The 25018-nt window shown below is 70.8% G+C and carries 23 protein-coding genes; 10 read left to right on the top strand and 13 right to left on the bottom strand.

Going from position 1 to position 25018, the window contains the following annotated elements; translation table 11 throughout:
• Positions 1-74 precede the first annotated feature (74 nt).
• Together IE231_RS09635 and IE231_RS09640 are read right to left on the bottom strand one after the other, a co-directional pair.
• The gene (locus IE231_RS09635; RefSeq protein ID WP_189693738.1) at positions 75-1397 is read right to left on the bottom strand and encodes an aminotransferase-like domain-containing protein; all 1323 of its coding nucleotides are present in this window, start codon (positions 1395-1397) and stop codon (positions 75-77) included.
• A gap of 152 nt (positions 1398-1549) precedes the next feature.
• The gene (locus IE231_RS09640) at positions 1550-1735 is read right to left on the bottom strand and encodes a CsbD family protein (RefSeq protein WP_189693739.1); all 186 of its coding nucleotides are present in this window, start codon (positions 1733-1735) and stop codon (positions 1550-1552) included.
• Positions 1736-2706: 971 nt separating this feature from the next.
• Between IE231_RS09640 and IE231_RS09645 the strand changes: the two genes are divergently transcribed.
• Complete coding sequence (locus IE231_RS09645; RefSeq protein ID WP_189693740.1) at positions 2707-2865, top strand: hypothetical protein; 159 nt, start codon at positions 2707-2709, stop codon at positions 2863-2865.
• 94 nt (positions 2866-2959) lie between these two features.
• Entirely contained in the window at positions 2960-3433 is a 474-nt protein-coding gene (locus IE231_RS09650) for an SRPBCC family protein (protein WP_189693741.1), read from the top strand.
• Positions 3434-3501: 68 nt separating this feature from the next.
• Here the strand turns inward: IE231_RS09650 and IE231_RS18435 are convergent, their stop codons facing one another.
• The 4 genes from IE231_RS18435 to ald form a co-directional block, all read right to left on the bottom strand.
• Complete coding sequence (locus IE231_RS18435) at positions 3502-3633, bottom strand: hypothetical protein (RefSeq protein ID WP_255430046.1); 132 nt, start codon at positions 3631-3633, stop codon at positions 3502-3504.
• Positions 3634-3682: 49 nt separating this feature from the next.
• Positions 3683-4423, bottom strand: coding sequence for a hypothetical protein (locus tag IE231_RS18235; RefSeq protein WP_229866613.1), 741 nt, complete (start codon positions 4421-4423; stop codon positions 3683-3685).
• 23 nt (positions 4424-4446) lie between these two features.
• Positions 4447-5850, bottom strand: a complete 1404-nt coding sequence (locus IE231_RS09660) for an MBL fold metallo-hydrolase RNA specificity domain-containing protein (RefSeq protein WP_189693742.1) — start codon at positions 5848-5850, stop codon at positions 4447-4449.
• 89 nt (positions 5851-5939) lie between these two features.
• Entirely contained in the window at positions 5940-7058 is a 1119-nt protein-coding gene (gene ald / locus IE231_RS09665) for an alanine dehydrogenase (protein ID WP_189693743.1), read from the bottom strand.
• A 223-nt stretch (positions 7059-7281) separates the two neighbouring features.
• Between ald and IE231_RS09670 the strand changes: the two genes are divergently transcribed.
• Positions 7282-8478: a PucR family transcriptional regulator gene (locus IE231_RS09670; protein ID WP_189693744.1), complete on the top strand. Its 1197-nt coding sequence runs from the start codon at positions 7282-7284 to the stop codon at positions 8476-8478.
• Here the strand turns inward: IE231_RS09670 and IE231_RS09675 are convergent.
• Together IE231_RS09675 and IE231_RS09680 are read right to left on the bottom strand one after the other, a co-directional pair.
• A complete protein-coding gene (locus IE231_RS09675; RefSeq protein WP_189693745.1) occupies positions 8475-8873 on the bottom strand; it encodes an excisionase family DNA-binding protein in 399 nt (132 codons plus the stop codon). The genes IE231_RS09670 and IE231_RS09675 overlap by 4 nt on opposite strands.
• Before the next feature lie 89 nt (positions 8874-8962).
• Positions 8963-10429, bottom strand: coding sequence for an amino acid permease (locus IE231_RS09680; RefSeq protein ID WP_189693746.1), 1467 nt, complete (start codon positions 10427-10429; stop codon positions 8963-8965).
• A 241-nt stretch (positions 10430-10670) separates the two neighbouring features.
• Here IE231_RS09680 and IE231_RS09685 point away from each other — a divergent pair, with 241 nt between their 5' ends.
• Entirely contained in the window at positions 10671-10889 is a 219-nt protein-coding gene (locus IE231_RS09685; protein WP_189693747.1) for a hypothetical protein, read from the top strand.
• Between the two features lie 58 nt (positions 10890-10947).
• Here the strand turns inward: IE231_RS09685 and IE231_RS09690 are convergent, their stop codons facing one another.
• The 5 genes from IE231_RS09690 to IE231_RS09710 form a co-directional block, all read right to left on the bottom strand.
• Positions 10948-12423 carry a sugar porter family MFS transporter gene (locus IE231_RS09690; protein ID WP_229866614.1) on the bottom strand — a complete coding sequence of 492 codons (1476 nt, stop codon included), beginning with the start codon at positions 12421-12423 and terminating at the stop codon, positions 10948-10950.
• Entirely contained in the window at positions 12416-14503 is a 2088-nt protein-coding gene (locus IE231_RS09695) for a 4-alpha-glucanotransferase (protein WP_189693748.1), read from the bottom strand. Before IE231_RS09695 ends, IE231_RS09690 begins: the two co-directional genes overlap by 8 nt.
• 61 nt (positions 14504-14564) lie before the next feature.
• Complete coding sequence (locus IE231_RS09700) at positions 14565-15029, bottom strand: DUF3237 domain-containing protein (RefSeq protein ID WP_189693749.1); 465 nt, start codon at positions 15027-15029, stop codon at positions 14565-14567.
• A gap of 2 nt (positions 15030-15031) precedes the next feature.
• On the bottom strand, positions 15032-16774 hold the full coding sequence (locus IE231_RS09705; RefSeq protein WP_189693750.1) for a CocE/NonD family hydrolase: 1743 nt from the start codon (positions 16772-16774) through the stop codon (positions 15032-15034).
• Between the two features lie 3 nt (positions 16775-16777).
• Positions 16778-18121 (bottom strand): MFS transporter, encoded by a 1344-nt coding sequence (locus IE231_RS09710; protein WP_189693751.1) that lies wholly within the window; start codon positions 18119-18121, stop codon positions 16778-16780.
• 126 nt (positions 18122-18247) lie between these two features.
• On the opposite strand from IE231_RS09710, the gene IE231_RS09715 reads away from it, so the two are divergent.
• From IE231_RS09715 to IE231_RS09740, 6 genes are all read left to right on the top strand, one after another.
• Entirely contained in the window at positions 18248-19153 is a 906-nt protein-coding gene (locus tag IE231_RS09715) for a PaaX family transcriptional regulator (RefSeq protein WP_189693752.1), read from the top strand.
• A 28-nt stretch (positions 19154-19181) separates the two neighbouring features.
• Entirely contained in the window at positions 19182-21428 is a 2247-nt protein-coding gene (locus IE231_RS09720; protein ID WP_374189432.1) for a heavy metal translocating P-type ATPase, read from the top strand.
• A 12-nt stretch (positions 21429-21440) separates the two neighbouring features.
• Complete coding sequence (locus tag IE231_RS09725) at positions 21441-21992, top strand: hypothetical protein (RefSeq protein WP_189693753.1); 552 nt, start codon at positions 21441-21443, stop codon at positions 21990-21992.
• A 49-nt stretch (positions 21993-22041) separates the two neighbouring features.
• Entirely contained in the window at positions 22042-22932 is an 891-nt protein-coding gene (locus IE231_RS09730) for a F510_1955 family glycosylhydrolase (protein WP_189693754.1), read from the top strand.
• The gene (locus IE231_RS09735; RefSeq protein WP_189693755.1) at positions 22929-24467 is read left to right on the top strand and encodes a multicopper oxidase family protein; all 1539 of its coding nucleotides are present in this window, start codon (positions 22929-22931) and stop codon (positions 24465-24467) included. The genes IE231_RS09730 and IE231_RS09735 overlap by 4 nt, the downstream gene beginning before the upstream one ends.
• Before the next feature lie 70 nt (positions 24468-24537).
• Positions 24538-24948: a DUF302 domain-containing protein gene (locus IE231_RS09740; protein WP_189693756.1), complete on the top strand. Its 411-nt coding sequence runs from the start codon at positions 24538-24540 to the stop codon at positions 24946-24948.
• Positions 24949-25018 lie beyond the last annotated feature (70 nt).

A 25018-nucleotide genomic window follows, 5' to 3' on the forward strand; every position in this document is an offset into this window, starting at 1 on the left:
TGGGTTGAGCAGGGTCGGAGGCGTCCGCACCCTGCTCAACCCACCATTTGCGGTGTACTGGGGGAGGCCGCACCTCACCCCGCGTGCGCCTCCACCGCCGCCCGGATCACGGGGGCGAGCCGCCGCACCCCTTCGCGGATGCGTTCCGGCTCCACCCCCGAGAAGGCGAGGCGGAGGTGGCTGTTGGCCGTGTCCGACGGCGTGAACGCGGCACCCGGGATGAACACCACCCCCGCGTCGATCGCCTCGTGCAGGAGCGGGTACGTGTCGATCCCCGCGGGCAGGGTGACCCAGACGAAGAAGCCGCCCTCCGGCGTCGTCCACTCGATGCCCTTCCCCTCCTCGGCGGGGAATGCCTCGCGGGGGAACGCCTCTCCGAGCGCCGCGAGCATCGCCTTGCACCGCTCGGCGTAGACAGCGCGGGACTCGGCGAGGTAGCCGCGCCAGTCGAAGGCGCGGAAGAACTCGGTGACGATCAGCTGGTTGAGGGTGGACGGGCACAGCACCACGGCCTCGGCGGCGAGGTAGAAGCGGCGGTACAGGTGCTTGGGCACGAGCGCCCAGCCGAGACGGACGCCGGGGGAGAAGATCTTCGAGAACGAGCCGCAGTAGATGACGTCATCGGGGTTGTCGGCGCGCAGCGGGGTCAATGGGTGCCCGTCGAAGCGGAGCATGCCGTATGGGTTGTCCTCGAGGACGAGGATGTTGTGCTCGCGGCAGATGTCCACGATCCGCTGCCTGCGCCCGGCGGCCATGGTGATGCCGGAGGGATTGTTGAAGCTGGGGATCGTGTAGAGGAGCTTGATGGACTTCCCCTCGGCCTCGAGCGCCTCGATCCGGGCCTCGAGCTCGTCCGGAACGAGGCCGTCCTCGTCCATCCGGACCGGCTCGACCCTCACCTGGTAGGCCTCGAAGGTGTTGAGCGCTCCCACGTAGGTGGGGTCCTCGACGAGGACCACGTCGCCCGGGTTGCAGAACACCTTCGCAGCGATGTCCTGCGCGGACTGCGAGCCGGTGGTGACGACGACGTCTTCGGGCGAGGCGCCGAGGATGCCCTCTTCCGCCATGATCTCGCAGATCAGCGCGCGCAGCTCGGGGGTGCCCTTCCCGGTGCCGTAGTGCAGCGCCTCCATGCCGTGCTCCGTGATCACGCGGGACGCTGTCTCGGCAACGAGGCCCAGCGGGAGCTTGGCCAGGCTCGGCGAACCGCCAGCCAGCGAGACGAGCCCGGGGCGGACGGAGATGTCGAAGACGTCCCGGACGGCTGACTGCTTGATGTTGTGGGCGCGTTCGGAGAACAGGGCCTCGTGGCGGTGGCTTGCCTCAGCACGCTCGAGGGCTGTCTGGGTCTCCGCGGTGAGCTCGTCTCGCTGGAGTTCGATGTCCTGTGAAGTCACTCACACAGAGTAGCCCGAAGTTGTCCTTTATGCACCCTTTGTTGCTCTCGCAAGGGTTTCCCGGACGCACGATGGCGGCGACCCGCCCCGTGTGGGGTGGCTCGCCGCCATCGAAATCGGCTACCCCTAGAGGGGCATCCGGAGAAGGACGATCAGTGTCCCGTCACGTCGCGGGCAGCATCCTTGACGTGCTCGCCAGCCTGCTTGACGCCCGCCTTGGCCTGGTCCGCCTGGCCCTCGGCCTGAAGCTTCTCGTTGTCCGTGGCGTTGCCGACGCCCTCCTTGGCCTTGCCCTTGAGTTCCTCGGCCTTGTTCTCGAACTTGTCTCCGGCACCCATGGTCGGTCCTCCTGCGGAACACGGAAGGGCCGGTCATGCCCTTCCTCTCGCATCCCGCCATTGCCCCTCTGCGCCATTCTCTAAACCTGCCAATGTGTGGCGGATCCCCGAGGGGGAAACACTCCTCCATGAGACTCGAGATGGATACGACCGCCTCCACCACCGGTGCAAGCGCGCTCGCGGACAGCACGGCGCTCTCGACCACTGCCCTGTCCGGCAGTGCGGGCAGCGGGGAGCTCACGGTGACCGCGCTTCCTGTCAGGGCGACTCTCCCGCCCCAGCCCGGCGCTCCCGAGCCCGGTGTCCCACAGCCGGATCCGGGGACGATCCCGCCGATCGACCCGAGCCCGGATCCCTTCCCCGTCCCGGGCAGGCCGTCGCCCGGAGGCCCCGTACCCGGCGAGCCGCCGCCCACTCCGCCCACCCCGGGTGAACCGTCGCCGGGCCCCGGCGAACCGTCGCCGGGGCGGCCTCCGGGTGAACCTCAGCCTCCGGGCCGCGAACCGGAGCCCGGCGGCCCCTTCGATAGGCACTACGCTCCTGGCGGCCCGGAAAGCGATCCCCCGGACGGGCCTCGCAACGCGCCCGACGAGCGCTCGGACGGTGAGCGCTCGGGCGACGAGCGCTCGGGCGGCGAGCGCTCTGCCGGTGAGCCGGGGTCCGAAGAGCCGGACGAGGGCAGGCCAGAGGACCCCTACGCCCCGGTGTCGCTTCCCCCGGACGCGCATGATCCTCTGAGCCCTGAAAAGGATGAGTAGGGGCTAGGACTCCTGCCGCACCAAGGCCTCCAGCCGGCCGCCTGCGCGCCGCTCGGGGCCCTCAGTGCGGAGGAGGGATTTGCGCGCGCAGGCGTGTGCGAACAATGCGCGAACAAGTGGGAGCGGGCATCAACGCCTTCGCCCAGGCCTGCATCTTCACTTCCCGCACGTCGTTCTAGTTTGGAGAACGCCTGTGAGGGGAATGGTCATGGCATGAATACGCTCATCATCATCGCCGGCATCATTGCGATCATCCTGCTGCTTGTGGGTGGCTTTAACTCCGCACTGAACTTCCTCCTGTGGGTCGGAATCATCCTCCTGATCCTCGCCGTCCTGGGGTGGATCTTCGGCCGCAGCCGCAGCGGCGTCTGACCGCTTAGCCCCTCAGCGATACCCTTTCCATCCGTCGGGGGCACGCCCGCCCGACTCTGCCGTGTAAGCGGCCTGCACGCCTAGCATGGGCTGCATGGCCGCTTACACCATTTCGCGCAGCGCCTTCATTCCAGCCCCGCCGGAGGCGGTGTACCCCCACGTGGCGGACTTCCACCGGTGGGCCGAGTGGTCCCCATGGGAGGCCCTGGATCCGGCGATGCAACGCACCTACAGCGGGCCGGCTTCAGGAGTGGGCGCCCAGTACTCGTGGCGGGGCAACCGCAAGGCCGGCGCCGGCAGCATGCAGATCCTCGAGGCCGTCGAGCCGCAGAGCATCCGGATGCGCCTCGTCTTCGTCAAGCCGTTCAAGGCCGTGAATCCCACCGGGTTCACCTTCGAGCCCGACCACGGGGGCACCCGGGTCACCTGGGCCATGAAAGGCGAGAACCGGGGCGTCGCGGCCGTGTTCGCGAAGTTCATGGACATGGACAAGCTCGTGGGCAAGGACTTCGAGAAGGGCCTCGCCAACCTCGGCCGGGTAGTCGGCGGCACGGCGCAGGAAGCTTAGCCTGGCCCCAGCAACCGGGGCCAGGCCTTCATGGTGTCCGAGCCGGCTGCACCTGCTCGGCTCCCGACCTACTCGTCGTCGGCGCCCTCCGCCGGGTCCTCGGAGTGCACGCGGACCTCTGCCACGTCCTGATCGGGGTCGCCCTCGGCTGGTGCCTCGCTGTGCACGCGGTCGTCGCCGTCGGGCTCGAATCCTGACATCGTCTCTTCGCCTCGGTTCCTCGTCCCGTCCTTCAAGCGTAGGCCGGGCCTACTTGAGGCTCAACACCTCCGCCAGCGGGCGCCCGTTCACGAACACCGCGGCCCTCTGCGCTCCGGCAGCAGCCATGGCTGTGAAGCTGATCTGTGCCTCCGCACGCGGGATGTCGCACACTCCGCCCAGGAGGAACTGCCCGGTGAGGTACACCGTGATCGTGGTCCCGTCGAAGCTGCCGCCGGCGTACGCGAGGTTCGACTGGTACAGGACGTTGACGAGCCCCGACTGCCCGACGTCCCGGCTGTGGTTCGCGAACAGCCGGCTGAGGGCTGGCCCCACCTGGTCGCGGAACGTCACGGGCTCGGTGCTGGTGGCCACGGCGCTGTCACCGCAGCCGATCGCCGGCCCGGATACCCCGCCGTCTCCCACGGCGATGTAGAAGATCGCCAGCGGCGCCGTCTGCTCGGGCAGCTGGCCCGCAGCGGGTGCTGTGCTCGCCGGGGTTGTCGCCGTGGGCGCGGGGGCGGGCGCGGTGGAGGACGACGGCGCGGGGGCCGCGGGCGTCGCCGTGCTCGGGGCCGCTGTGGTGGGCGCGGAAGTGGTGGGCGCGGCGCTCGACGGCGCGGTGCTGGTCGGCGCGGCGGCCGTGGACTGCGCTGGGCTTGCGGAGGCGCTCGGCGTCGCGCTCCCAGAGGCGCTTGCAGAAGGTCCCGCCGAGGGCGACCCGAAGCATCCCGCGAGGGAAAGGGCCAGTGCGACCGAGCCCGTCACGGCGGCGAGCCGGATGCTCTTCATGACATCCTCCTGATGGTTCCGGTTCAGCGTGGCTCGTCCAGGTCCACGCGTTCGAGGTGCTCGGGGACGCGGGCGCGCCAGCCGAGCTCGTGCTGGATCCGCCGGCGCAGGGTATCCGAGGCGTTGACCTCTCCGTGGGTCACATAGACCATCTCCGGCCGGCGCGGACAGGCTCCCATCCAGTGCAGGATCGCGTCGGCGTCGGCGTGGGCGGAGAGGCTCTGGATGCTCACGACCTCGGCCCGGATCGGCACGTCCCTGCCGTAGATGCGCAGGCTCGTGGCGCCGCCGAGGAGCGACGCACCCCGTGTGCCTCCCGCCTGGTAGCCGGTGAGGATGATCGCGTTGCGCGGGTCGTCGCCGTAGGCCTCGAGGTGGTGCAGCACCCGCCCGCCAGTGAGCATGCCGGATGCCGAGATGATGACCATGGGGCCGCCGCGAAGGTTGAGCAGCCGCGAGTCGTCGGCTTCGCGCACCATGCAGGGCAGCGCGTACATCTCGCGGAACTCCCGCTCGCTGATCCGGTGCTCTTCCGGATACTTCTGGTACAGGTCCGTCGCGTCCACGGCCATGGGGCTGTTGAGGTAGACAGGGACATCCGGGATCCGGTTGCTCCGCCGCAGCCGCGCGAGGTGCAGCATGAGCGTCTCGGCCCGTCCCACGGCGAACGCCGCGATGACCACCACGCCGTTGCGCTTCGCGACCCGGCGGACCACCTCCCCGAGGGCCTCGGCTGGGTCCTCTTGAGGGTGCGCCCGGTCTCCGTAGGTGGACTCGGTGACGAGCACGCGGGCCGGTTCGAGGGGTGCCGGCGGGTTCATGAGCGGGTCGTCGTTGCGGCCGAGGTCGCCGGTGAAGTGCACGGTGAGGGGACGCTCGCCCGCGCCTGGGCGAATGGTCAGCCTGACCTGGGCGGCGCCGAGGATGTGGCCCGCGGGGACGAACTCCGCCTCGATGCCGCCTCCCAGATCCAGCGGCTCCCGGAAGGCGTGCGGGCGGAAGTGCGCGAGGGAGTCGACGGCATCCCTCGCCGTGTAGAGGGGCTGCGGGCTCGCATGGCGGGAAGAACCGCGCAGCCGTGACGTCTCGGCCTCCTCCTCCTGGAGGTGGCCGCTGTCCGGCAGGAGGAGTGAGCAGAGGTCCGCCGTGCCTGAGGTCGAGTGCACGGGGCCGCGGAAGCCCTGCTTGACCAGGGCCGGGATGTACCCCGAGTGGTCCAGGTGGGCGTGGGTGAGGACGACGGCGTCGACGGACGCGGGTGCCACCGGCAGCGGCGCCCGATTCCGCTCGCGCAGCTTCTTGTAGCCCTGGAAGAGGCCGCAGTCCACGAGGATGCGCCTGCCTTCGTGCTCGATCAGATACCTCGACCCGGTGACCGAGTCGGTGGCGCCGAGGAAGCCCAGGCGGGGCGCGCCGTCGTCCTTCATGGCCAAAGCGTAGGGGCACAAAGACCGTGCTGCCACGGTCTTTGTGCCCCTACGGGTACGCCGGATTCAGGCGGGCCGCGCCGTCAGCCTCAGGCGGCGACGACCTCGTGCCAGTCCGAGGTGAGCGGGAGGCCGAGCGCCTCGGAGACCGAGCGGTGGGTGACCTTCCCGGCCGCGACGTTGAGGCCGGCGGCAAGTGCGGCGTCCTTGTCGAGGGCGGCCTTGACGCCCATGTCGGCGAGCATGATCCCGTAGCGCAGGGTGACGTTCGTCAGCGCGTAGGTCGACGTGTTCGGCACGGCGCCGGGCATGTTGGCCACGCAGTAGAACGTCGAGTTGTGGACCTGGAAGGTGGGGTCCTGATGGGTGGTGGGGTGGGAGTCCTCGAAGCAGCCGCCCTGGTCGATCGCGATGTCCACGAGCACGCTGCCGGGCTTCATCCGGGCCACCAGCTCGTTGGTCACCAGCTTCGGCGCCTTGGCGCCGGGGATCAGGACGGAACCGATCACGAGGTCCGCCTCCACAAGGGACTTCTCGATCTCGTACTTGTTGGACGCGACGGTCTTGAGGCGCCCGCCGTACAGGGCATCCAGCTCGGTGAGCCGGGCGATGTTGATGTCGAGGATGGTGACCTCAGCACCGAGCCCCATGGCGACGACGGCAGCGTTGGTCCCCGCCACGCCGGCGCCGAGCACGGCGACCTTCGCCGGACGCACGCCCGGGACGCCGCCGAGGAGGATGCCCTTGCCGCCGTTCGGGGCGAGGAGCGACTGCGCGCCGACCTGCACCGAGAGGCGGCCGGCCACCTCGGACATCGGGGCGAGCAGCGGGAGGCGGCGACCCTCCTGGACCGTCTCGTAGGCGATCGCAGTGACGCCGGAGTCGAGCAGGGCGCGGGTGAGCTCCGGCTCGGCGGCGAGGTGGAGGTAGGTGAAGAGGATGAGGCCCTTGCGGAAGTAGCGGTACTCGGAGGCGATCGGCTCCTTGACCTTCATGACCATGTCCGCCCGGGCCCACACGTCCGCGGCGTCGGTGACCAGTTCGGCTCCGGCCACGTGGTACTCGTCATCGGTGATGCCGGAGGCCACACCAGCTCCGCGCTCGACCAGGACCGTGTGGCCGTGTGACGCGAACTCGTGCACGCCCGCGGCCGTCATGGCGACGCGGAACTCGTTGTTCTTGATTTCCTTGGGGACTCCGATGATCACTTTCGTCTCCGTTGCTTCGGTGGCTGTTCGAGGAGCGCTCGATGGCCTGTAGGCCTGTCTCCAGCGTAGGCCCGGCTGTGAGGCGCGTTACAGGAATCAGAGGAGGCCCGACGACGTAACCCCCGGAATTCCGGCGATCTCGCTGTTTTGGATTGAACACTTGTCGTAGGAGCGGGCGTCACTTGTCTCCTCGTGTGCTTTGGCGCCCCGTATGCTTGGAGCCATGCGGCACGGCGTCGAAGATCTGGTGGAAGCGGCGGCGGCCAAGCTCGGGCGCGGGCTGAGCGTCGAGGACCTCGACGGGGTGCTCATCGCCTACTCGTCCAATCAGGCCCAGGCCGACCCGGTCCGGGTGAACTTCCTGCTCTCCAAGCGCCTCCCGCCCGGGGTGCAGGCGTGGCAGCTCTCGCACGGCATCGCCACCGCCGTCCGCCCCGTGACCGTCCCCGCCAATCCGGAGCTCGGCATGTACGGGCGCGTCTGCGTGCCGCTGCTCGTGCGCGGATTCCGGGTCGGGTACCTGTGGGTCCAGCAGGGAGCCGACGAGCCGACGTCAGCGGAGATCCTCGCCGCGCTGCCGAGCATCCGCCTCGAGCTGGACCTCATCGGCCAGCTCCTGCTCGAGTCCAACACCGCCGAGTCCGAGCACCGTCGCCGCCGAGAGGCGGAGTTCCTCGCCGCCGCCGGCGGGGACCGCTCCGCGCTCGCCGCCATCGCCGGCTGGCGCGAGGTGCACGGCCACGCACCCTGGCAGATGGTGGTGCTCCTGGATCCGGACGGCGTCACGCCCCAGGACCCGCAGGCCGCCGTCGTGGCGAACAGCTCCGCCGCCATGCAGGCCACCGCGGGCATCGATCCCGCACTGTTCACCGCCGGGACGGAGACGCACGCGGTCGTCCTCTTCACCGGCACCACGGCCCGGGCCGCCCACGCTGCCGTCCTCACGCACTACGAGCGCGAGCTCGCCAAGCGGTCCGGCCGCCCGGCGGGGCGCGTTCTCGTGGGGATCAGCGAGCCGTTCTCCGCGCTGCGGGCGCTCGGGGAGGCGTACACGCAGGCCAAGACCGCCGCTCAGGCCGCCGCGGTGGACCCCGAGCTCGGTGAGCTCGTGGACGTGCGCAGCGTCGGCGCCTACCAGCTCATGGGCGCCCTCGCTGCCGAGCCGACGAGCGTCTATTTCTCCCTGCTCGAGGCCGAGGACCGCAACGACGAGCTCCTGCCCGTGCTCGAGACGCTCTACGACTCCGACGGCGCCGTCCAGACCGTTGCCGACCGCCTCCACGTTCACCGCTCCACCGTCTACCACCGGCTTGCCCGGGTGCGGAAGATCATCCGTGCGGAGCCGCTCTCGGGCCGCGTGCGGCAGGAACTGCACCTCGCGCTCAAGGCCCGCCGCTGGGCGGCCCGGCCGAGGATCTAGCCCTCTGTCTGCCCTTCAGCGCTGCGCTGCCGGGACGTCCCCTGGGCGGCCACCCACGCGAGCACGTCCTCGCGCTTGATCCGCCGGTGCGTCCCACGGTACTCAACCGGCCACGTGCCGTTCGTCGTCAGCTTGCGGACGTAGGAGTGGCTGATCCCCGCCAGCTCGGCCGCCTGCGCGACCGTCAGCACATCCTCGGCACTGCTCACCGTCACGGCCTCGCCGCGGGCGAGCCGCGCGAGCAGGTCCCGCACCGCCGCGTCGGCCGGCCCCGCCAGCCGGTGCGCCGTCCCGTCCACGAACAGCGAGACGTCCAGTGCGGAAAGTGCCTCGGCGAGGCGCGCGGCGTCCTCCGGCTCGAGTGCCGGCGTGGTGTGCGGGGCGTAGCGGCTCATGCGCCCAGCTTAAGCACGACGGCGGGTGCCCGGCTCGTGTGAGCCGAACACCCGCCGTCGTGCGTGGCCCAGGAGGCCAGAGGCTGGGATCAGGCGTTGACCTTGGCCTCTTCCGCGAGAGTCTCGCGGTGGTTGACGATGCGCGCCTGGTGCACCGGGGACTTCTTGACGACCTGCCAGGCGGCGAACAGGATCAGGAACCAGACCGGCGTCACGAGGAGTGCCATGAGCGTGTCAGGCTGCGTGGTCAGGGCCCAGACGAGGAACGCGAAGAACGCGAACACGACCCACACCATCGCCCGGCCGCCGGGCATCTTGTACTTCGAGGCCGCATGCAGCTCGGGGCGGCGCTTGAGGAACACGAGGTAGCTGGCGAGGATGATCGACCAGACGAACATGAAGCAGACCGCGGAGACCGTGGTGACCATGTCGAACGCGTCACCGATGCTCTTGCCCGAGTAGAGAAGGACGACACCCGAGAGCAGCAGCACGCAGGAGAGGAACAGCGCGTTCTGCGGCACCTTGCGGGAGGACAGCTTGCCGAACGCCGCCGGGGCGTCGCCCTCCATGGCGAGGCCGAACACCATGCGTGAGGTCGAGTAGATGCCGGAGTTGGCGCTCGACATCGCGGAGGTGAGGACCACGAGGTTGACGATCGTCGCGGCCGCGCCGAGCCCGGCGAGGGAGAACATGCCGATGAACGGCGAGTGCCCTGCCTTGAACTCCATCCACGGCGTGACGGACATGAGGATCACGAGGGCGCCCACGTAGAACAGGCCGACGCGGACGGGGATCGCATTGATGGCGCGGGGGAGGTTGTGCTCCGGATTCTTCGTCTCGGCGGCGGCGGTGCCCACGAGCTCGATGCCCACGAATGCGAAGACCGCGATCTGGAAGCCGGCCACGAAGCCCATGAACTCCTTCGGGAAGAACCCGCCGTGCTGCCAGAGGTTCGCGAAGGACGCGGTGCCGGCGCTGGAGGTGAAGCCGCCGAAGATCATCCACAGGCCGGTGACGATGAGCGCCAGGATCGCGACGATCTTGATGAGGGCGAACCAGAACTCGACCTCGCCGAACGCCTTGACGGTGGGCAGGTTGAGGGCGAGGAGGATCAGGATGGTCGCCACGCCGGGGATCCACAGCGGGATGCCGGGCCACAGCTCGTTGGCGTAGCCGGCGATCGCGACGACGTCCGCCACTCCGGTGACGACCCAGCAGAACCAGTACGTCCAGCCGGTGAAGAAGCCGGCCCAGGGACCGAGCAGGTCGCCGGCGAAGTCCGAGAAGGACTTGTAGTTGAGGTTGCTCAGCAGGAGCTCGCCCATGGCGCGCATCACGAAGAAGAGCATGAAGCCGATGAGCATGTAGACGAAGATCACGGACGGGCCGGCCACCGAGATGGTCTTGCCGGAGCCCATGAAGAGGCCGGTGCCGATGGCTCCGCCGATCGCCAGCAGCTGGATGTGGCGGTTGGACAGGCCGCGGGAGAGGTGCGGTTCCTCGTGGTGGCTCGACGGTGAGCCCGACGGGACCCGGGAGGGGTTTGGCGTTGTCATTATGCGCAGACCTTCGCAGTAAACCGGAAAATGTGACCCCTCTTACAGGGCTTTCCTAGCCTACCGCGCTGTAGATGTGGTCTTGACCATACAGAGTGTCTTGATGATCACAGCTTCCCTGCGACAGATGTCGCATGCCAAGATGTGCAGGAGTTCTTGCAGTTGTTGGACGAGCTCGTCCCGACCTACCCTCGACTGTCGCATTTTTATGGCGCGACGCGTGTCAGTACAAGGAGATTCCATGTCCCATCATGCGCACTCGCACGAGAGCCTGACGGTGATTGTCCGCTCTGCCCACGAGCTCGACTCGGCGCTCGGAAGCGCGATCGGCTCCCTCCAGGAGCGTGCAGCGGCTGCCCCGTGCTGCGGCATCCTCGTCACCCGTGAAGCCGCCGGGAAGTACACCGTGGTCCGCGACCAGAGCGTGCCCTACGGCCTCACGCAGCAGCGCTGCGCCTGATCGAGCAGTTCCCGCTGGTCCCCCGGCCGTTCTCGCCGTAGGGCGGCCGGGGCCGGCCCTAGCTTCCGCGCTTCTTTGGGGGGCGCACGAACAGGGTCTCGGCCTGCTCGAGCGACATGCCGTTGGTCTCCGGCACCTTCGCGAGGACGAACACGAAGGAGAGCACGGCGAACAGCGTGTACATGCCGTAGGTGAGCGGCAGCGACCACGCCGCCATCGGCGGGAATGAGACCGTGATGAGGAAGTTCGCGACCCACTGCGCCGCTGCTGCGATGCCGAGGCCCCTCGCCCGGATCGCGGGCGGGAAGATCTCGCCGAGCAGGACCCACACGACCGGTCCCCACGACGCGCCGAAGCAGACCACGAACAGGTTGGCTGCGACGAGGGCCACCGGACCCCACGGCCCGCTCAGGCTCGGCTCCCCGTTGGTGACCGTGGCCGTCGAGAAGGCGAGCGCCATAGTACCCAGCGCGACCGCCATCCCGGCCGAGCCCACGAGGAGGATCGGCTTGCGGCCGACGCGGTCCACGAGCGCGATCGCGACGAGCGTGACGAGGATGTTCGTCACCGAGGTCAGCACGGAGATCAGGAGTGAGGAGCCCTCGCCGAAGCCCACGGACTTCCACAGCGACGTCGAGTAGTAGAAGATCACGTTGATCCCCACGAACTGCTGGAACACGGAGAGGGCGATCCCGACCCACAGGACCGGCTTGAGGCCCAGTGCACTGCCGCGCAGGGCGCCCTTGCGCTCAGAGAGCCTGTCCTGCTCGATTGCCTCCCGGATGTCCCTGATGGCCCGGTCCGTGTCCTCGTCCGGCGCCGTGTCGTCGAAGATCCGGCGCGCTGCATCCTCCTTGCCCTTGAGGATGAGGAACCTCGGCGACTCAGGGAGCACGAAGGCGATCCAGCCGTAGACGATGGCGGGCACCGCCCCCATGATGAACATCCACCGCCAGGCCCCCAGCCCGAGCCAGAAGGCGTGGTCTGCGCCGCCCGCACTCGTGCCGAGGAGGGCATCGCTGAGCAGGGCCGCAAAGATGCCGACCGTGATCGCGAGCTGCTGGAGCGACGCGAGGCGCCCGCGCATGTGGCGCGGCGAGATCTCGGCGATGTAGGCCGGCGCGATCACCGATGCAAGCCCGATCCCGAGGCCGCCCACGAGGCGCCAGAGGACGAGGTCCCAGACGCCGACCGCGAGCCCCGAGCCGATCGCGCTCACGAGGAAGAGGAGGGCGCCCAGCTTCATGGCGGGGATGCGGCCGTAGCGGTCTGCGATTGACCCGGCGAGCCACGCGCCGACCGCGCATCCGATGAGCGCGATCGCCACCGCGAAGCCGGTCACCGCCTGGGAGAGGGCGAAAGCCGAGCGGATGGAATCGACCGCGCCGTTGACCACGGAGGAGTCGAACCCGAAGAGGAAGCCGCCCACGGCGCCGGCGGTCGCGAGGCCCACGACCTTGGCATGCGAGACGCGCTTGCCGTCGCCTGCCGCGCGGCCGTCCTGGCCGCCCGGCCTTCGCATCTTCTCACTCATCCGTCGACCCTCCCTGGCGTCCGGCCGCCCGCTGCGCCAGCGACTCGCGGACAGCCGCGAGGAGCGAGGCGAAGCGCTCGTGGTCGGGAAGCTCCTCGATGAGCACGGCCGCACCCTCCGCGTCCGTGAGCGGGATCCGCCAGTTGGGATGCTCGCGATAGGTCCCCGGCTGGTTCTGGGTGCGGCGTTCGCCCACCGCGTCCACGAGGGCGACGCCGAGGAGGCAGGACGGCGTGAAGGTGATCAGGCGGTAGAGGGCCTCGATGACGCGCTGTTCGTCGGCGAGGTCTGCGCCCTCCGGGAGAAGGCCGCGTTCCCGCAGGAGCCCGACCACGCCGTCGATCTCGGCGCGGGCTGCCTCGAGCTCTTCGGAGACAGGCCTTTCGAGCAGGCCCAGCGACTCCCTGAGCCGCACGTGTTCTCCGGCGAGGTAGCCGGCCGTCGGCGGGAGGTCGTGGGTGTTCACGCTCGTGAGGCACGCGCGCCGGTACGCCTCCGGCGCGAGGGGGCGGTCGCCGTCGTACTCGAACCAGAGGATCGAGGTGCCCAGGATTCCCCGCTCGGCCAGGTAGTCGCGCACCCACGGTTCGAAGACGCCCAGGTCCTCGCCGATCACGACGGCGCCGGCCCGCTGCGCCTCGAGCGCGAGGATCCCGACGAGGGCCTCATGGTCATAGTGCACGTAGGTGCCCTCGCCCGGGGCGTGCCCCTCGGGAATCCACCAGAGCCGGAAGAGGCCGAGGATGTGGTCCACCCGGATCCCGCCCGCATGGCGCAGGATCGTGCGGAGCATGTCCCTGTAGGCCGCGTAGCCGGACTCCGCGAGCCTCTGGGGGTGCCAGGGCGGCTGGCTCCAGTTCTGGCCCTGCTGGTTGAACATGTCCGGCGGGGCGCCCACGGTCACGCCCGCCGCCAGCACGTCGGAGAGGGCCCACCCGTCCGCACCGTCGGGGCGCACCCCCACGGCGAGGTCATGGATGAGGCCGATCTGCATCCCGGCGCCGAGGGCCGTGCGGTGGGCCGAGGCGAGCTGCTCGTCGCACACCCACTGGAGCCATCGGTAGAAGTCCGCGCCATCCTCCCGTCCGGCCGCCAGCACGCACCACCGTGCGAAGTCCTCAAGGCCCCGCCCCGCCTCCGCCCGGAACCGGGCGTAGGCGTGCTCGCGGGCAGGGCTGCGCGGCACCCGCCACACGAGGTCGAGGGCCTCGAGCTTCGCCGCGTAGGCGGCGTCGCGGTCGAGGAGCTCCGAGGAGGAGTTGGCGGGCTGGAGGGCCCGGCCGAGTTCCTCCACCCGTGAACGCTCCGCGGGCGGCAGGTACGCGAACTCGGCGATGTCCTCGACGCGCAGGTACAGGGGGTTGACGAAGCGGCGCGTGGTCGGGAGGTAGGGGGAATCCTCGAGGGGAGGCTTCGGTTCCGCCGCGTGCAGCGGGTTGACGAGGACGAAGTCTGCCCCTTGCTCCGCTCCCACGGCGGCGAGGTCCGCGAGGTCGCCCAGGTCGCCGACCCCCCAGGACCTCTGCGAGCGCACCGAGTAGAGCTGGGCCATGAGCCCCCACCGCTGGCTGTCCTCGAGGCGCCCCGTAGTGCTGAGTGCCTGCGGGGTGACCACGAGCGGTGCCTCTGCCGCAAGCCCGTCGCCCCGGGCGTGCAGCGTATGCCAGCCCAGAGGGAGGTCCTGCGGGAGGAGGAAGGCCGCGCGGCCGGTGAGCACGCCGTCGACCGTCCGGGCCTCATCGTGGTTCTCCACCTGCCGCGCCGGGTGCTCCCTCCCGTCCTCGGCGACGACCCACACGCTGACCCTGCTGCCGTGCGGCACGTGGGCGAGCACCTGCGCGTCGGCGCCCTCCCGCACCACGGTGACCGCCGGGAGGAGCCGGCGCCAGGGCGCGAGCTCGCTGTCCTGAAGGGCCTGCCGCATCGCCTCGGGGGTGTCGGTGGGCACCCCCAGCGCGCCCAGCACGGACCGCAGCGTGCCGGCCCCCACCTCCTGACGTGACCCGCCCCAGCCCCAGAACCAGGTCGCCACACCGTGCCGCCTTGCCAGCTCGCGCAGGAGCTCCTCTGCATCCGCCATGAGCTCCACCCTATGCGCCGCCCCCCGCGCGGCGCGCCGAGGCTCGCGGGCCGGCCGGACCTCAGGCCACGGTGAAGAGATGCACGACGACGCTGTCCGGGTACCGCTCGCCCGTCCCCACGAACAGGGTCCGGTTGACCCAGTCCCACTGCGGGTCGGAGGCCCTCAGCCGGGGCGCGCAGCGGAAGTAGATCTCGGCAGGGTCCACCGGCTCCCCGCGCGCGATCCGGCCGAGGGCCTCGGCGGACCCGGCCCGGATGGCGGCGTTGTCCACCGAGACGATGGCCCCGTCCTCGGTCTCGACCGCATAGCGCGCGTCGAGCTGGGAGAGCTCGGGCGTGTGCAGGATCTGGAAGTCGGCGCCGCCCGGCAGCACCCGCCCGTTGAGGCGCGGACCCGAGACAGTCCCACCGGTGATCGGGACGATCCTCCGGTGGCCCTCGGGCGTGGGCCCCACGTCGATCGGATCGGCGATGAGGACGGACAGGGTTCCGGCGTACTCGAGGGCGGGCGGCGTCTGCTCCATGGCTAGGACAGTACTCCCACCGTGATCCGGTTCGGGGTCGCTGCGCCGAGGTGGATGCGCTGGTGGGCCACCACGGTGTCCGACGAGTCGAGCGCCTTCGCGCCGGTGTTGAGGTTCCGGTCCCAGCGGGGGTGGCAGCTCGAGGTGATCTGGACCCGCAGCCGGTCCCCGGCGGAGAAGGTGCAGGCGGTGCTCCACAGGCTCACCGTGTACTCCTCGACGGCGCCAGGCGTGAGGGGGCGTCGGGGCACGCCGGCGCGGAAGACGCCGTCGTGCGCGGACGCGTCCCGCCACGAGGCGCGGACGATCCCGTCGGTGAGCGACATCGAGCGCCCGTCGGGGGTGACCCGGCAGAGCCGCACGACGAAGTCGGTGTCGACGGCCGACGACGAGGCGTACAGGTGCGCCGTGACCTCGCCGAAGAGGGTGAGCGGCTCGGCGAGGGGCTCGGTGGTGAAGGTGAGGACGTCGTCGCGGGCCTCGACGGCGGACTGCTCCGCCGGTCCCGGGAAGTCGGCGCCGAGGTGCATCGTGGCACCCCCCGTGGACGGGACGGGATCGAGGGGGTCGTAGTCGTACTGCTCGGACGCGTCCTCGCCGGGCGCGTCGCCCAGAGTGCCGCCGGGGCCGAGGAAGAGCTCGCGGTGCCCGGTGGGCTCCGGCAGCTCCTCGAAGCCCCGCCACCGGTTCTCGCCCAGGACGTAGACGAGCACCGGCGGCACGGCGGGTTCGGGACCGCCCGCGAGCGTGTGCCGGAACCACTGCGCGTGGATCGAGGACAGGTCCCCGTAGGGGCCGAGGGCGGCCGCGGAGCCGCCGGGGAACGCGGCGTCCGGGAACAGGCCGGTGAAGCTCGCGTGGCTCCAGGGGCCCAGGATCAGGCGGGGCCGCGGCACCGACGGGTCGTGCCGGGCGGCGTCGAGCTGGAGCCGGTACTGCCCGAGGGTGTTGGGCAGGAAGATGTCGAACCATCCGCCGATGTGCAGGGTGGCCAGGGGCACCGGTGCGGACGCCGGCCAGTCCCACGCCTCGGACGCGTCCCCGCCCGGCTCGCCGCCGGCGGAGGGGATGATGAGGGACTCCATGAAGGTGCTCGCCCGGGACTTGAGGTCGTTCAGGGGCAGCGTGTCGTAGGCCGAGCCGTCTGCGAAGGATGCGTCCAGCTCGCGCCACGCCTCGCTCTCGCGGCCCAGCCGGTCGGGATCGTCGGCGAACTCGCGGCGCAGCGCCTCGAGGGAGATGGAGCCGTGGCCCCAGCTCAGCCGGGAGCCGAGCTCGGACGCGCCGCCACGGAACAGGGCGCCGTTGTCCGCGCTGCCGGCGGCGCAGACCCCGGGGGCAAGCGCCGCGAGGCCGCGGGGAGCACGGCGCGCTGCGCGCCACTGCGACTCGGCGAAGTAGGAGCGGCCCCACATGCCCACCGTCCCCGAGGAGTACGGAAGGCGGGCGGCCCACTCGACGGTCTCGGCGCCGTCGTCCGCCTCCTGGGCGCTCGGCGTGAACTCGCCGTCCGAGCCGAACCGGCCGCGGACGTCCTGGAGGATCACCGCGAAGCCCTCGGCGGCCACGGTGGCGGGGTTGAAGTAGGCCGAGTTGACGGACAGGTCGCGCCCATAGGGGGTGCGGGTCAGCAGGACGGGGAAGCGCTCGCCTTCAGCCAGCGGGCGGTAGACGGTGGAGCGGAGCACCGTCCCGTCGCTGAGCCGCGTCTCGACGCCGTTCTCGATGAGGACGCTGTAGGCCACCGCTCAGGCTCCCTTCCGGGTGCCGAGCTCATGGGTGTCGACCCGGTAGGTCTCGCGGACCCACAGAAGGGTCACGAGCGCCGAGAGGCAGCAGCAGACCGCGGTGAACACCGCGACCGGCACCCAGCCGTCCGGGCCGGGGCGCACGACGGCGGCGGCGATCGTGGGCGCGAAGCCGGTGACGATGAGCCCGAGCTGCGAGGAGATGGCCGCGCCCGAGTACCGGATCCGGGTGGGGAACATCTCGGCGACGATCGCGGGGCCGAGGGGGTTCACCATGCCGTAGCCCACGACCATGACCAGGATCGACGTGGCGAAGACGAGGGGCACGTCCTTCTGGGAGATCGACCAGAAGTAGGCGAAGATCGAGGCCGCGCAGATCAGGTTGCCCGCGATGAACACGGGCTTGCGGCCGATCCTGTCCGCGAGGATGCCGAACAGCGGCTGGGCGACGATGCCGAGGGCCGCGGTCACGATGGTGGTGGTGAGCATGACGCTGCTCGAGACGAGGTGGCCGTTGGTGGCGTAGGAGAGGCTGAAGGCCGAGACGATCGTGGACACGACCGCCCAGACGCCGAAGACGATGACTTTGATGACGGTGGGCCAGTAGTCGCGCAGCACGACCTTGAGGGGGAGCTCCTGCCGGGTCTCGCCGGCGTCCCGGGCTTCCTCGAACACCTCGGGCTCGGGCAGGCGGCGGCGGATCACGAAGCCGGCCACTGCGACCACGATGCTCGCGAGGAAGGGGATGCGCCACCCCCAGGCGATGAGGTCGGCCTGCGGCATGAAGGACACGAACAGGAAGGCGAGCGAGGCGAGCATGATGCCCGCCGCGGCGCCGGTGTTGACCCAGCTCGCGAAGAAGGCGCGCCGGCCCGCGGGGGCGTGCTCGAGGGAGAGCGTGACCGCTCCAACCGACTCGCCCGCGGCCGAGATGCCCTGGACCACGCGCAGCAGCACGAGCAGTATCGGGGCCGCCGCGCCGATCGCGGCGGTGGGCGGAAGGCAGCCGATGAGGAAGGTGGCGAGCCCCATGGAGACGAGGGTGAAGACGAGCATCTGCTTGCGGCCGATGCGGTCGCCGAAGTGGCCGATGAAGCCGGCGGCGAGCGGGCGGACCACGTAGCCGATGCCGAGGGTGGCCATCGAGAGGAACTGGCCGAGGAGCGGATCGATGCCCGGGAAGAAGATCTTGTTGAAGATCAGCGCGGAGGCCGAGCCGTAGATGAAGAAGTCGTAGTACTCGAGCGTGCTTCCGGCGAAGCTCGCCACGGCGGCCTTGCGGGCGTGCCTGCCCGGAACGGGGGCAGTCACCGTGCTGGCGGCTGAGGTGGGACCGGCGGTCATGCGGATCTCCTGGGAGGACGACGTTGTCAGGGTATGTGGTGCGCGTCACCTGCATCTATCGTTGCGTTAAAACCTGCGGTCGTCAATAAAAGTGCAAAGTTTCTTCCTGCCTGAAAGGATGTGGGGGTGCGCTACGACGGACAGGGGCGGCCCGGTGCCGCGATAGTTGACTTCCCCCGGCCCCAGCGGGGAGGGGCGAGCCAGCACCTGCTCGTGAGCATGCTCGGCGAGTTCTGGCGCAGCACCGACCTGTGGCTCCCCGCGCGCGCGATCACCCGCCTCGCGGAGGACGTGGGGCTGAGCCGTCCCGCCGTGGCGACCGCGCTGAGCCGCCTCGCCGCCCGGGGGGTTCTCGAGAACGACGGCGCCGGGCGCGCCTCGCGCTACCGGTTCACGGCGGCCGCCCGGGCCAGGCTCGTGATCGGGACCCAGGAGGTGGGCCGGTTCGGCGATCCCGCGGTCGCCTGGGACAGGCGGTGGACCGCCGTGGCGTTCTCTGTGCCCGAGTCGGAGCGCGAGGTGCGCGAGGCCTTCCGCGCCCGCCTCAAGTGGCTCGGGTTCGCGCCCGTCTACGGCGCCCTCTGGTTCTCGCCGCGCGACAGGACCGAGCAGGTGCGTGAGATCGCCGAGGCCTACGGAGTCGAGGACTACATGGTGTTCCGGGTGGACGACGGCGGATTCGACGGCCGCCGTCCGGCCATCGTCGACACGGCCGAGCCCCCGCGGCGCTACGCCGAGTTCGCCGATGCCAACGAGGCACGGCTTGCGCGGCTGCGCGTTGGGAAGGTGGAGCCCGCCGAAGGATTCCGGATGCGCGTGGAGGTGCTCGACGCGTGGCGCGCCTTCCCCTGGGACGATCCGGGCATGCCGTACGAGCTGCTCCCGGACGACTGGCCGCTCCTGCGCGCCCGGGAGTCCTTCGTGGGGGTGTTCACCGCGACCGCCCCCCTCGCGGAACGCCACGTCCGCGCGGTGCTCCGCGCCCTCGCGCCCGAGGCGGAGGCCGGCGTCGTGGTCCCCGCGAGGCCCTGAGCGCTTGACCTTTATACCCTAGGGGGGTATGTTCGAAGTGCGCTGTCAGCGATGTACACGGTCCGGGGGCGCCCCCGCTACCGCCGATCGCCCCACAGCCCGAACTGACCCTCCTGAGGAAAGAACGGGTAGAACGGTGAACCAGCACACGCACGAGCACCACCACGAGGCAGGCTCAACCCTGCAGCACGAGCACGGCCCCCACGGGGAGCATCCCGAGGACATGACGGCCCAGCTCCATGCAGGCCACGGCGACCCCCATGCGATGCACACCCACGGGGAGCACGCCGGCCATTCGGTGGCCATGTTCCGGGACAGGTTCTGGCTGACGCTGGCGCTCTCGGTCGTCGTCGTGATCTTCAGCCCCATGTTCTGGCACCTCTTCGGCGGCATGCCGCCCGCCTTCCCGGGCAGCGCGTGGATCGGTCCCGTCCTCGGCACCGTCATCTTCGTCTACGGCGGCATGCCGTTCTTGAAGGGCGGCGCCAGCGAGCTCCGGTCACGCACGCCCGGCATGATGCTGCTGATCGCCATGGCCATCACGGTCGCGTTCCTCGCCTCGTGGGCCACGAGCCTGAAGATCGGCGGATTCGACCTCGATTTCTGGTGGGAGCTCGCGCTCCTCGTGACCATCATGCTGCTCGGCCACTGGCTCGAGATGCGCGCCCTCGGCGCCTCCCGGGGCGCCCTCGAGGCCCTCGCCGCGCTCCTGCCCGATGAGGCGGAGCGCGTCCTGCCCGACGGCGGGACGGAGACCGTCCCGGCGGCGCAGCTTGCCCCCGGAGACCTCGTCCTCGTCCGCGCCGGCGGCCGGCTCCCTGCCGATGGCCGGATCGAGGCCGGCACCGCCGAGCTCGACGAGTCGATGATCACCGGCGAGTCCCGGACCGTCTCGCGGGGCCCGGGCGAGGCCGTCGTGGCCGGCACCGTCGCCACCGACACGAGCGTGCGCGTCCGCGTTGAGGCCGTGGGGGAGTCGACGGCGCTCGCGGGCATCCAGCGCATGGTCGCCGATGCGCAGGCCTCCTCCTCGCGCGCTCAGGCCCTCGCGGACAGGGCCGCCGCCTTCCTCTTCTACTTCGCCTCCGGCGCCGGCATCCTGACCTTCATCGCGTGGACCCTCCTCGGGCAGCTGCCGACGGCCGTGACCGCCACCGTGACCGTCCTTGTCATCGCCTGCCCGCACGCGCTCGGCCTGGCCATCCCGCTCGTCATCGCCATCTCGACGGAACGCGCGGCCAAGGGCGGCGTCCTCGTCAAGGACCGCCTGGCGCTCGAGCGCATGCGCACCGTGACCGCCGTCCTCTTCGACAAGACCGGCACCCTGACCAAGGGCGAGCCCGAGCTCGTGGGCCTCGCCGCCGTCGGGCCGGACGAGGACCGCATGCTCGCGCTCGCTGCGGCCGCCGAGTCCGAGAGCGAGCATCCCCTCGCCCGCGCCATCGTGCGGGCTGCCGCCGAGCGCGGCGTGAGCGTGCCCGCCGCGCATGAGAGCCAGATGCAGCCCGGGCGCGGCGTCCGTGCCCGGGTCCAGGACTCCACCGGCGAGGCCCTGGTCCAGATCGGCGGCCCGGCCCTGCTGGCCGAGCAGGGCGTGGAAAGCCCGGGAGAGCTCCGGGACGCGGTGGGCCGTTGGACGGCCCGCGGCGCCTCGATCCTCCATGTCCTCCGCGACGGAGAGGTGATCGGCGCCCTCGCCCTCGAGGACTCGGTGCGCCAGGAGTCCCGCACCGCGGTCGCGGCCCTGCGCGAGCGGGGCATCCGCGTCGCGATGATCACCGGCGACGCCCAGCAGGTCGCCGACGCCGTGGCGGAGGACCTCGGCATCGACGAGGTGTTCGCGCAGGTCCTCCCGCAGGACAAGGACCAGAAGGTCGCCGAGCTCCAGGCGCGCGGGCTGAAGGTCGCGATGGTCGGCGACGGCGTCAACGACGCCCCCGCCCTTGCCCGCGCCGATGTGGGCATCGCCATCGGTGCCGGCACCGACGTCGCCATCGAGTCGGCAGGTGTGGTCCTGGCCGGCAACGATCCCCGCTCGGTGGTCTCCGTCGTCGAACTCTCCCGCGCCAGCTACCGCAAGATGTGGCAGAACCTCGTGTGGGCCACGGGATACAACGTCATCACCGTGCCCCTTGCAGCCGGTGTCCTCGCGTTCGCCGGAGTCATGCTCTCGCCCGCCGTCGGAGCCGTGCTCATGTCCCTCTCCACGATCGTCGTGGCGCTCAACGCGCAGCTGCTGCGGCGGCTCGACCTTGACCCCCGGAAGATCGCGTAGAGCGGGGGATTCGTGACGCTGAAACCGCTCCACCCCCGAGTGCGGGCCCTCAGCCCCTGGTGGGCGCACGGCCTGTGGCGAGCCACGCGGCTCGTGCTGCTCGTGGGCGCAGTCACGGCCGGGCTCCTGGGGATGCATGTGCTGGCCCCCGGCTCCATGGCAGCCGCGCTCGCCAGCCCTGTCACGATCACGGCTGAGGAACCGCCCGCGTCCCTTCACGGCTCTGCCGCTGTGCAGGGGCCGGCGACGAACACGGCGATCATCCCGACCTCCCATGCGGCTCACGCCAAGGGTGGCGCGCACCGCGTTGGTGCGGTCCAGAGCGTCGGTGCTACTCCCGCCGTCCCGCCCGCCAGCGTCTGCTCCCACGGGAAGCACGCACCTGTCGGCGCTGCAGCACACTGCACTCCGGCGCTCGGGGCCCTGCCCCCGGGACCGCCGTCCGCCGTCGTCCTCGAGCGCTCGGATGCGCTGCAGAGCGCACTTCCCACAGCTGTGCCGGGTGCTGTGCGGGCACGTGCCCCCGTCCCGGACCTCGCAGAACTCTCCGTCAGCAGGACGTGAGTCGGGCCCACTGCCCAACCTGCCGTCTCCACTGATCGGAAAGACTTCCATGAACGCCAAGACCTCAGCCCTGCCTGCCGCTGCCCTCCTCGCCCTGGCACTGACCGGGTGCAGCGCCGCTCCCTCCACCACCGCCTCCCTCACGAGCCCGGAAGGCCACACCTCGCCCAAATCCCTGCCGGGAGGGCACGTCCACGGCCTCGCCGCCACTGCGGACGGCTCCACACTGCTCATCGGGACCCACCACGGAGTGTTCGACATGTCCGGCGCGTCAGCCGCAGGCACCGCCGCCCTGCAGCCCTTGGGGGCGCCCGACGACTTCATGGGCTTCGTGGGCGATCCCGCCGGCACGCTCTGGGCCTCCGGCCACCCCGGTCCCGGATCGGCCAAGAAGAATCCGCTCGGCCTCATGCGCTCGGTGGACGGCGGCAGGACGTGGACCACCGTGTCCAACGAGGGAGCCTCGGACTTCCACGCGCTGACCGTCACGAAGTCCGGCCTCGTCGGGTTCGACGGAACCCTCAAGCGCACGGCGGACGGGACCTCCTGGAGCAATAGCGCCGCGAGCATCCATCCCGCGGCGCTCGCCGGCCACGCCGCGACGGACACCGTTCTGGCGACCACCGAGGAGGGCCTCTTCGCCTCGCCGGACGGCGGAGCAACATGGGGCGCCGTGCCCAATGCTCCGCTGCTGCAGTTCGCGGCCTTCGCCGACGCCCGGCGCGCCGTCGGGGTGGCCCCCGACGGCGCGGTCTACTCGAGCGGGGACGCCGGCACTACATGGGCGCCGACCGGCCGCGTGGAGAGTGCCGTCGAGGCCATCACCGCTGTTGCCTCCGGGGGGCCTGTGCGGATGTGGGCCGCTACCGACAAGGGGCTCCTCGAGTCCCGCGACGGCGGTGCGACCTTCTCCGCCTACGCGGCCGGGAGTGCCTCATGAACTCGCTGACAGCACAGGGGCTGCCCCGCCGGACCTTCCTGGGAGTGACGCTGGGCGCTGCATCGGCCGCGCTGCTCGCCGCTTGCAGCACGCCGTCGGACGGTTCAGCACCGTCCGCGGTCCGCCGCGTCATGTCCACGGATGAGGCGGTCCGGGCCGCGGAAGCAGCCCGGCCCTCGTCCGGGCGCACTGTCTCGGCGAGCCTGCGGGCCGCCCCGCTCACCGCCAACCTGGCCGGCAAGCCTGTGCAGACCTGGGGCTACAACGACGCGATCAACGGGTCGCTGCTGCGCGGATCCGTGGGCGACAGGCTCGAGGTGGCCCTCGAGAACGCGCTTCCGGAGCCGACCGTGGTCCACTGGCACGGACTCGCCCTCGCCAACGACCAGGACGGGGTCGAGATGCTCACGCAGAAGGACGTCGCGGCCGGGGGATCCTTCAGCTACGGATTCCGCCTCGCGCACCCGGGCACGTACTGGTACCACTCCCACGTGGAGCTCCAGCGCGAGCGCGGCCTCTACGGCCCGCTCGTCGTCGACGACCCCTCCGAGACGAAGGATTGGGACCACGAGTGGGTCATCGTGCTCGACGACTGGATGGACGGTGTGACCGGCACCCCGGAGGACGTCCTCAAGGAGCTCTCCGGCGGGATGGGCGGTGGCATGTCCGGCGGCATGGGCGGGATGCAGCACAGCGGCACGTACATGGCCATGGGCTCGATGAGCGACTTCCTCGGCGGCGACGCCGGAGACGTCCGCTACCCGCTGCACCTCTTCAATGGCCGTACCCCCGAGGATCCGGACACCGTCACGGCCAAGCCGGGTGACCGCGTCCGCCTGCGGCTCATCAACGCCGGGGGCGACACCGCCTACCGTGTCGGCGCCCCGGGGCTGAAGCTCACGGTGACCCACACCGACGGGTACCCCGTCGAGCGCAAGGACGTCGACGCCGTCGTGCTCGGCATGGGGGAGCGGATCGACGCCCTCCTCACCGTCCCCGCCGGATGGACGCCCCTCATGGCGCGCCCCGAGGGCAAGGCCGGGCTCGCCCTCGGCCGGATCAGCACCGGGAGCGGGAAAGAGCCCGACCCCGCCGCGCTGCCGGCACGCCTCGGCGGCATGGTGGTCGACGGCGGCCAGCTCAGCTCCGCCTCGACCGTGCGCCTGGCTTCCCGCTCGGTCGACGTCAAGCACACGGTCCGGCTTACGGGTTCGATGATGGCGTACGACTGGGGCCTCAATGGCCGGCGTTTCGACATGGCAAACCCCTACGAGGGTGCGCTCGAGGTCCGGCAGGGGCAGAGGGTCCAGATCGACTTCGTCAACGAGGGCATGATGTGGCACCCCATGCACGTGCACGGGCACACGTTCCAGGTCGGTGATGCGGGCGCCCGGAAGGACACCGTGATCGTGCGCCCGGGCCGGACCGTGAGCGTGTTCCTCGACGCCGACAATCCGGGCCAGTGGCTGTACCACTGCCACAACGCGTACCACGCGGCGCGGGGGATGATGGGAGTGCTGAGCTACGTGGCGTAGCGCACACGGAGGCCATGCGCCCTCCAGGCGCGCCCTTGCCCATCCCTTCCCGGAATGGCACCGTGGGCGCATGGCCTACACCCTGACCACCAACGTCCAGCTCCCCTACGCCGAGGCTGTCGAGGCCGTCCGCGCGGCCCTCAAGGACCAGGGCTTCGGCATCCTCACGGAGATCGACATCCGCACCACGTTTGCGGCCAAGCTCGGCGCCGACGCCGCGAACGCCGTCGGCGACTACGTGATCCTCGGCGCCTGCAACCCGAACCTCGCAAGCCGTGCCCTGGCCGCGGAGCCCGAGATGGGCGCGCTCCTGCCGTGCAACGTCGTGGTGCGCCGCGGCCCCGGCGCGGACGAGACGACCGTCGAGGCCATCGACCCGCAGACGATGGTGCAGGTCAGCTCGAGCGAGCAGGTGCGCGAGGTCGCGGACGACGCCGGCACTCGCCTGCGAGCGGCCCTCGCCGCGGTGCGGGGGGAGTAGGCGGCGCGGGCGTAGGGCGGAGGAGCCTGCGTTGCCGCGCTCCGCCTGAACGTGCCATTATCTGCGTGTG

The sequence above is a fragment of the Sinomonas cellulolyticus genome (assembly GCF_014656475.1).
GTDB classification, from domain to species: Bacteria; Actinomycetota; Actinomycetes; order Actinomycetales; family Micrococcaceae; genus Sinomonas; species Sinomonas cellulolyticus.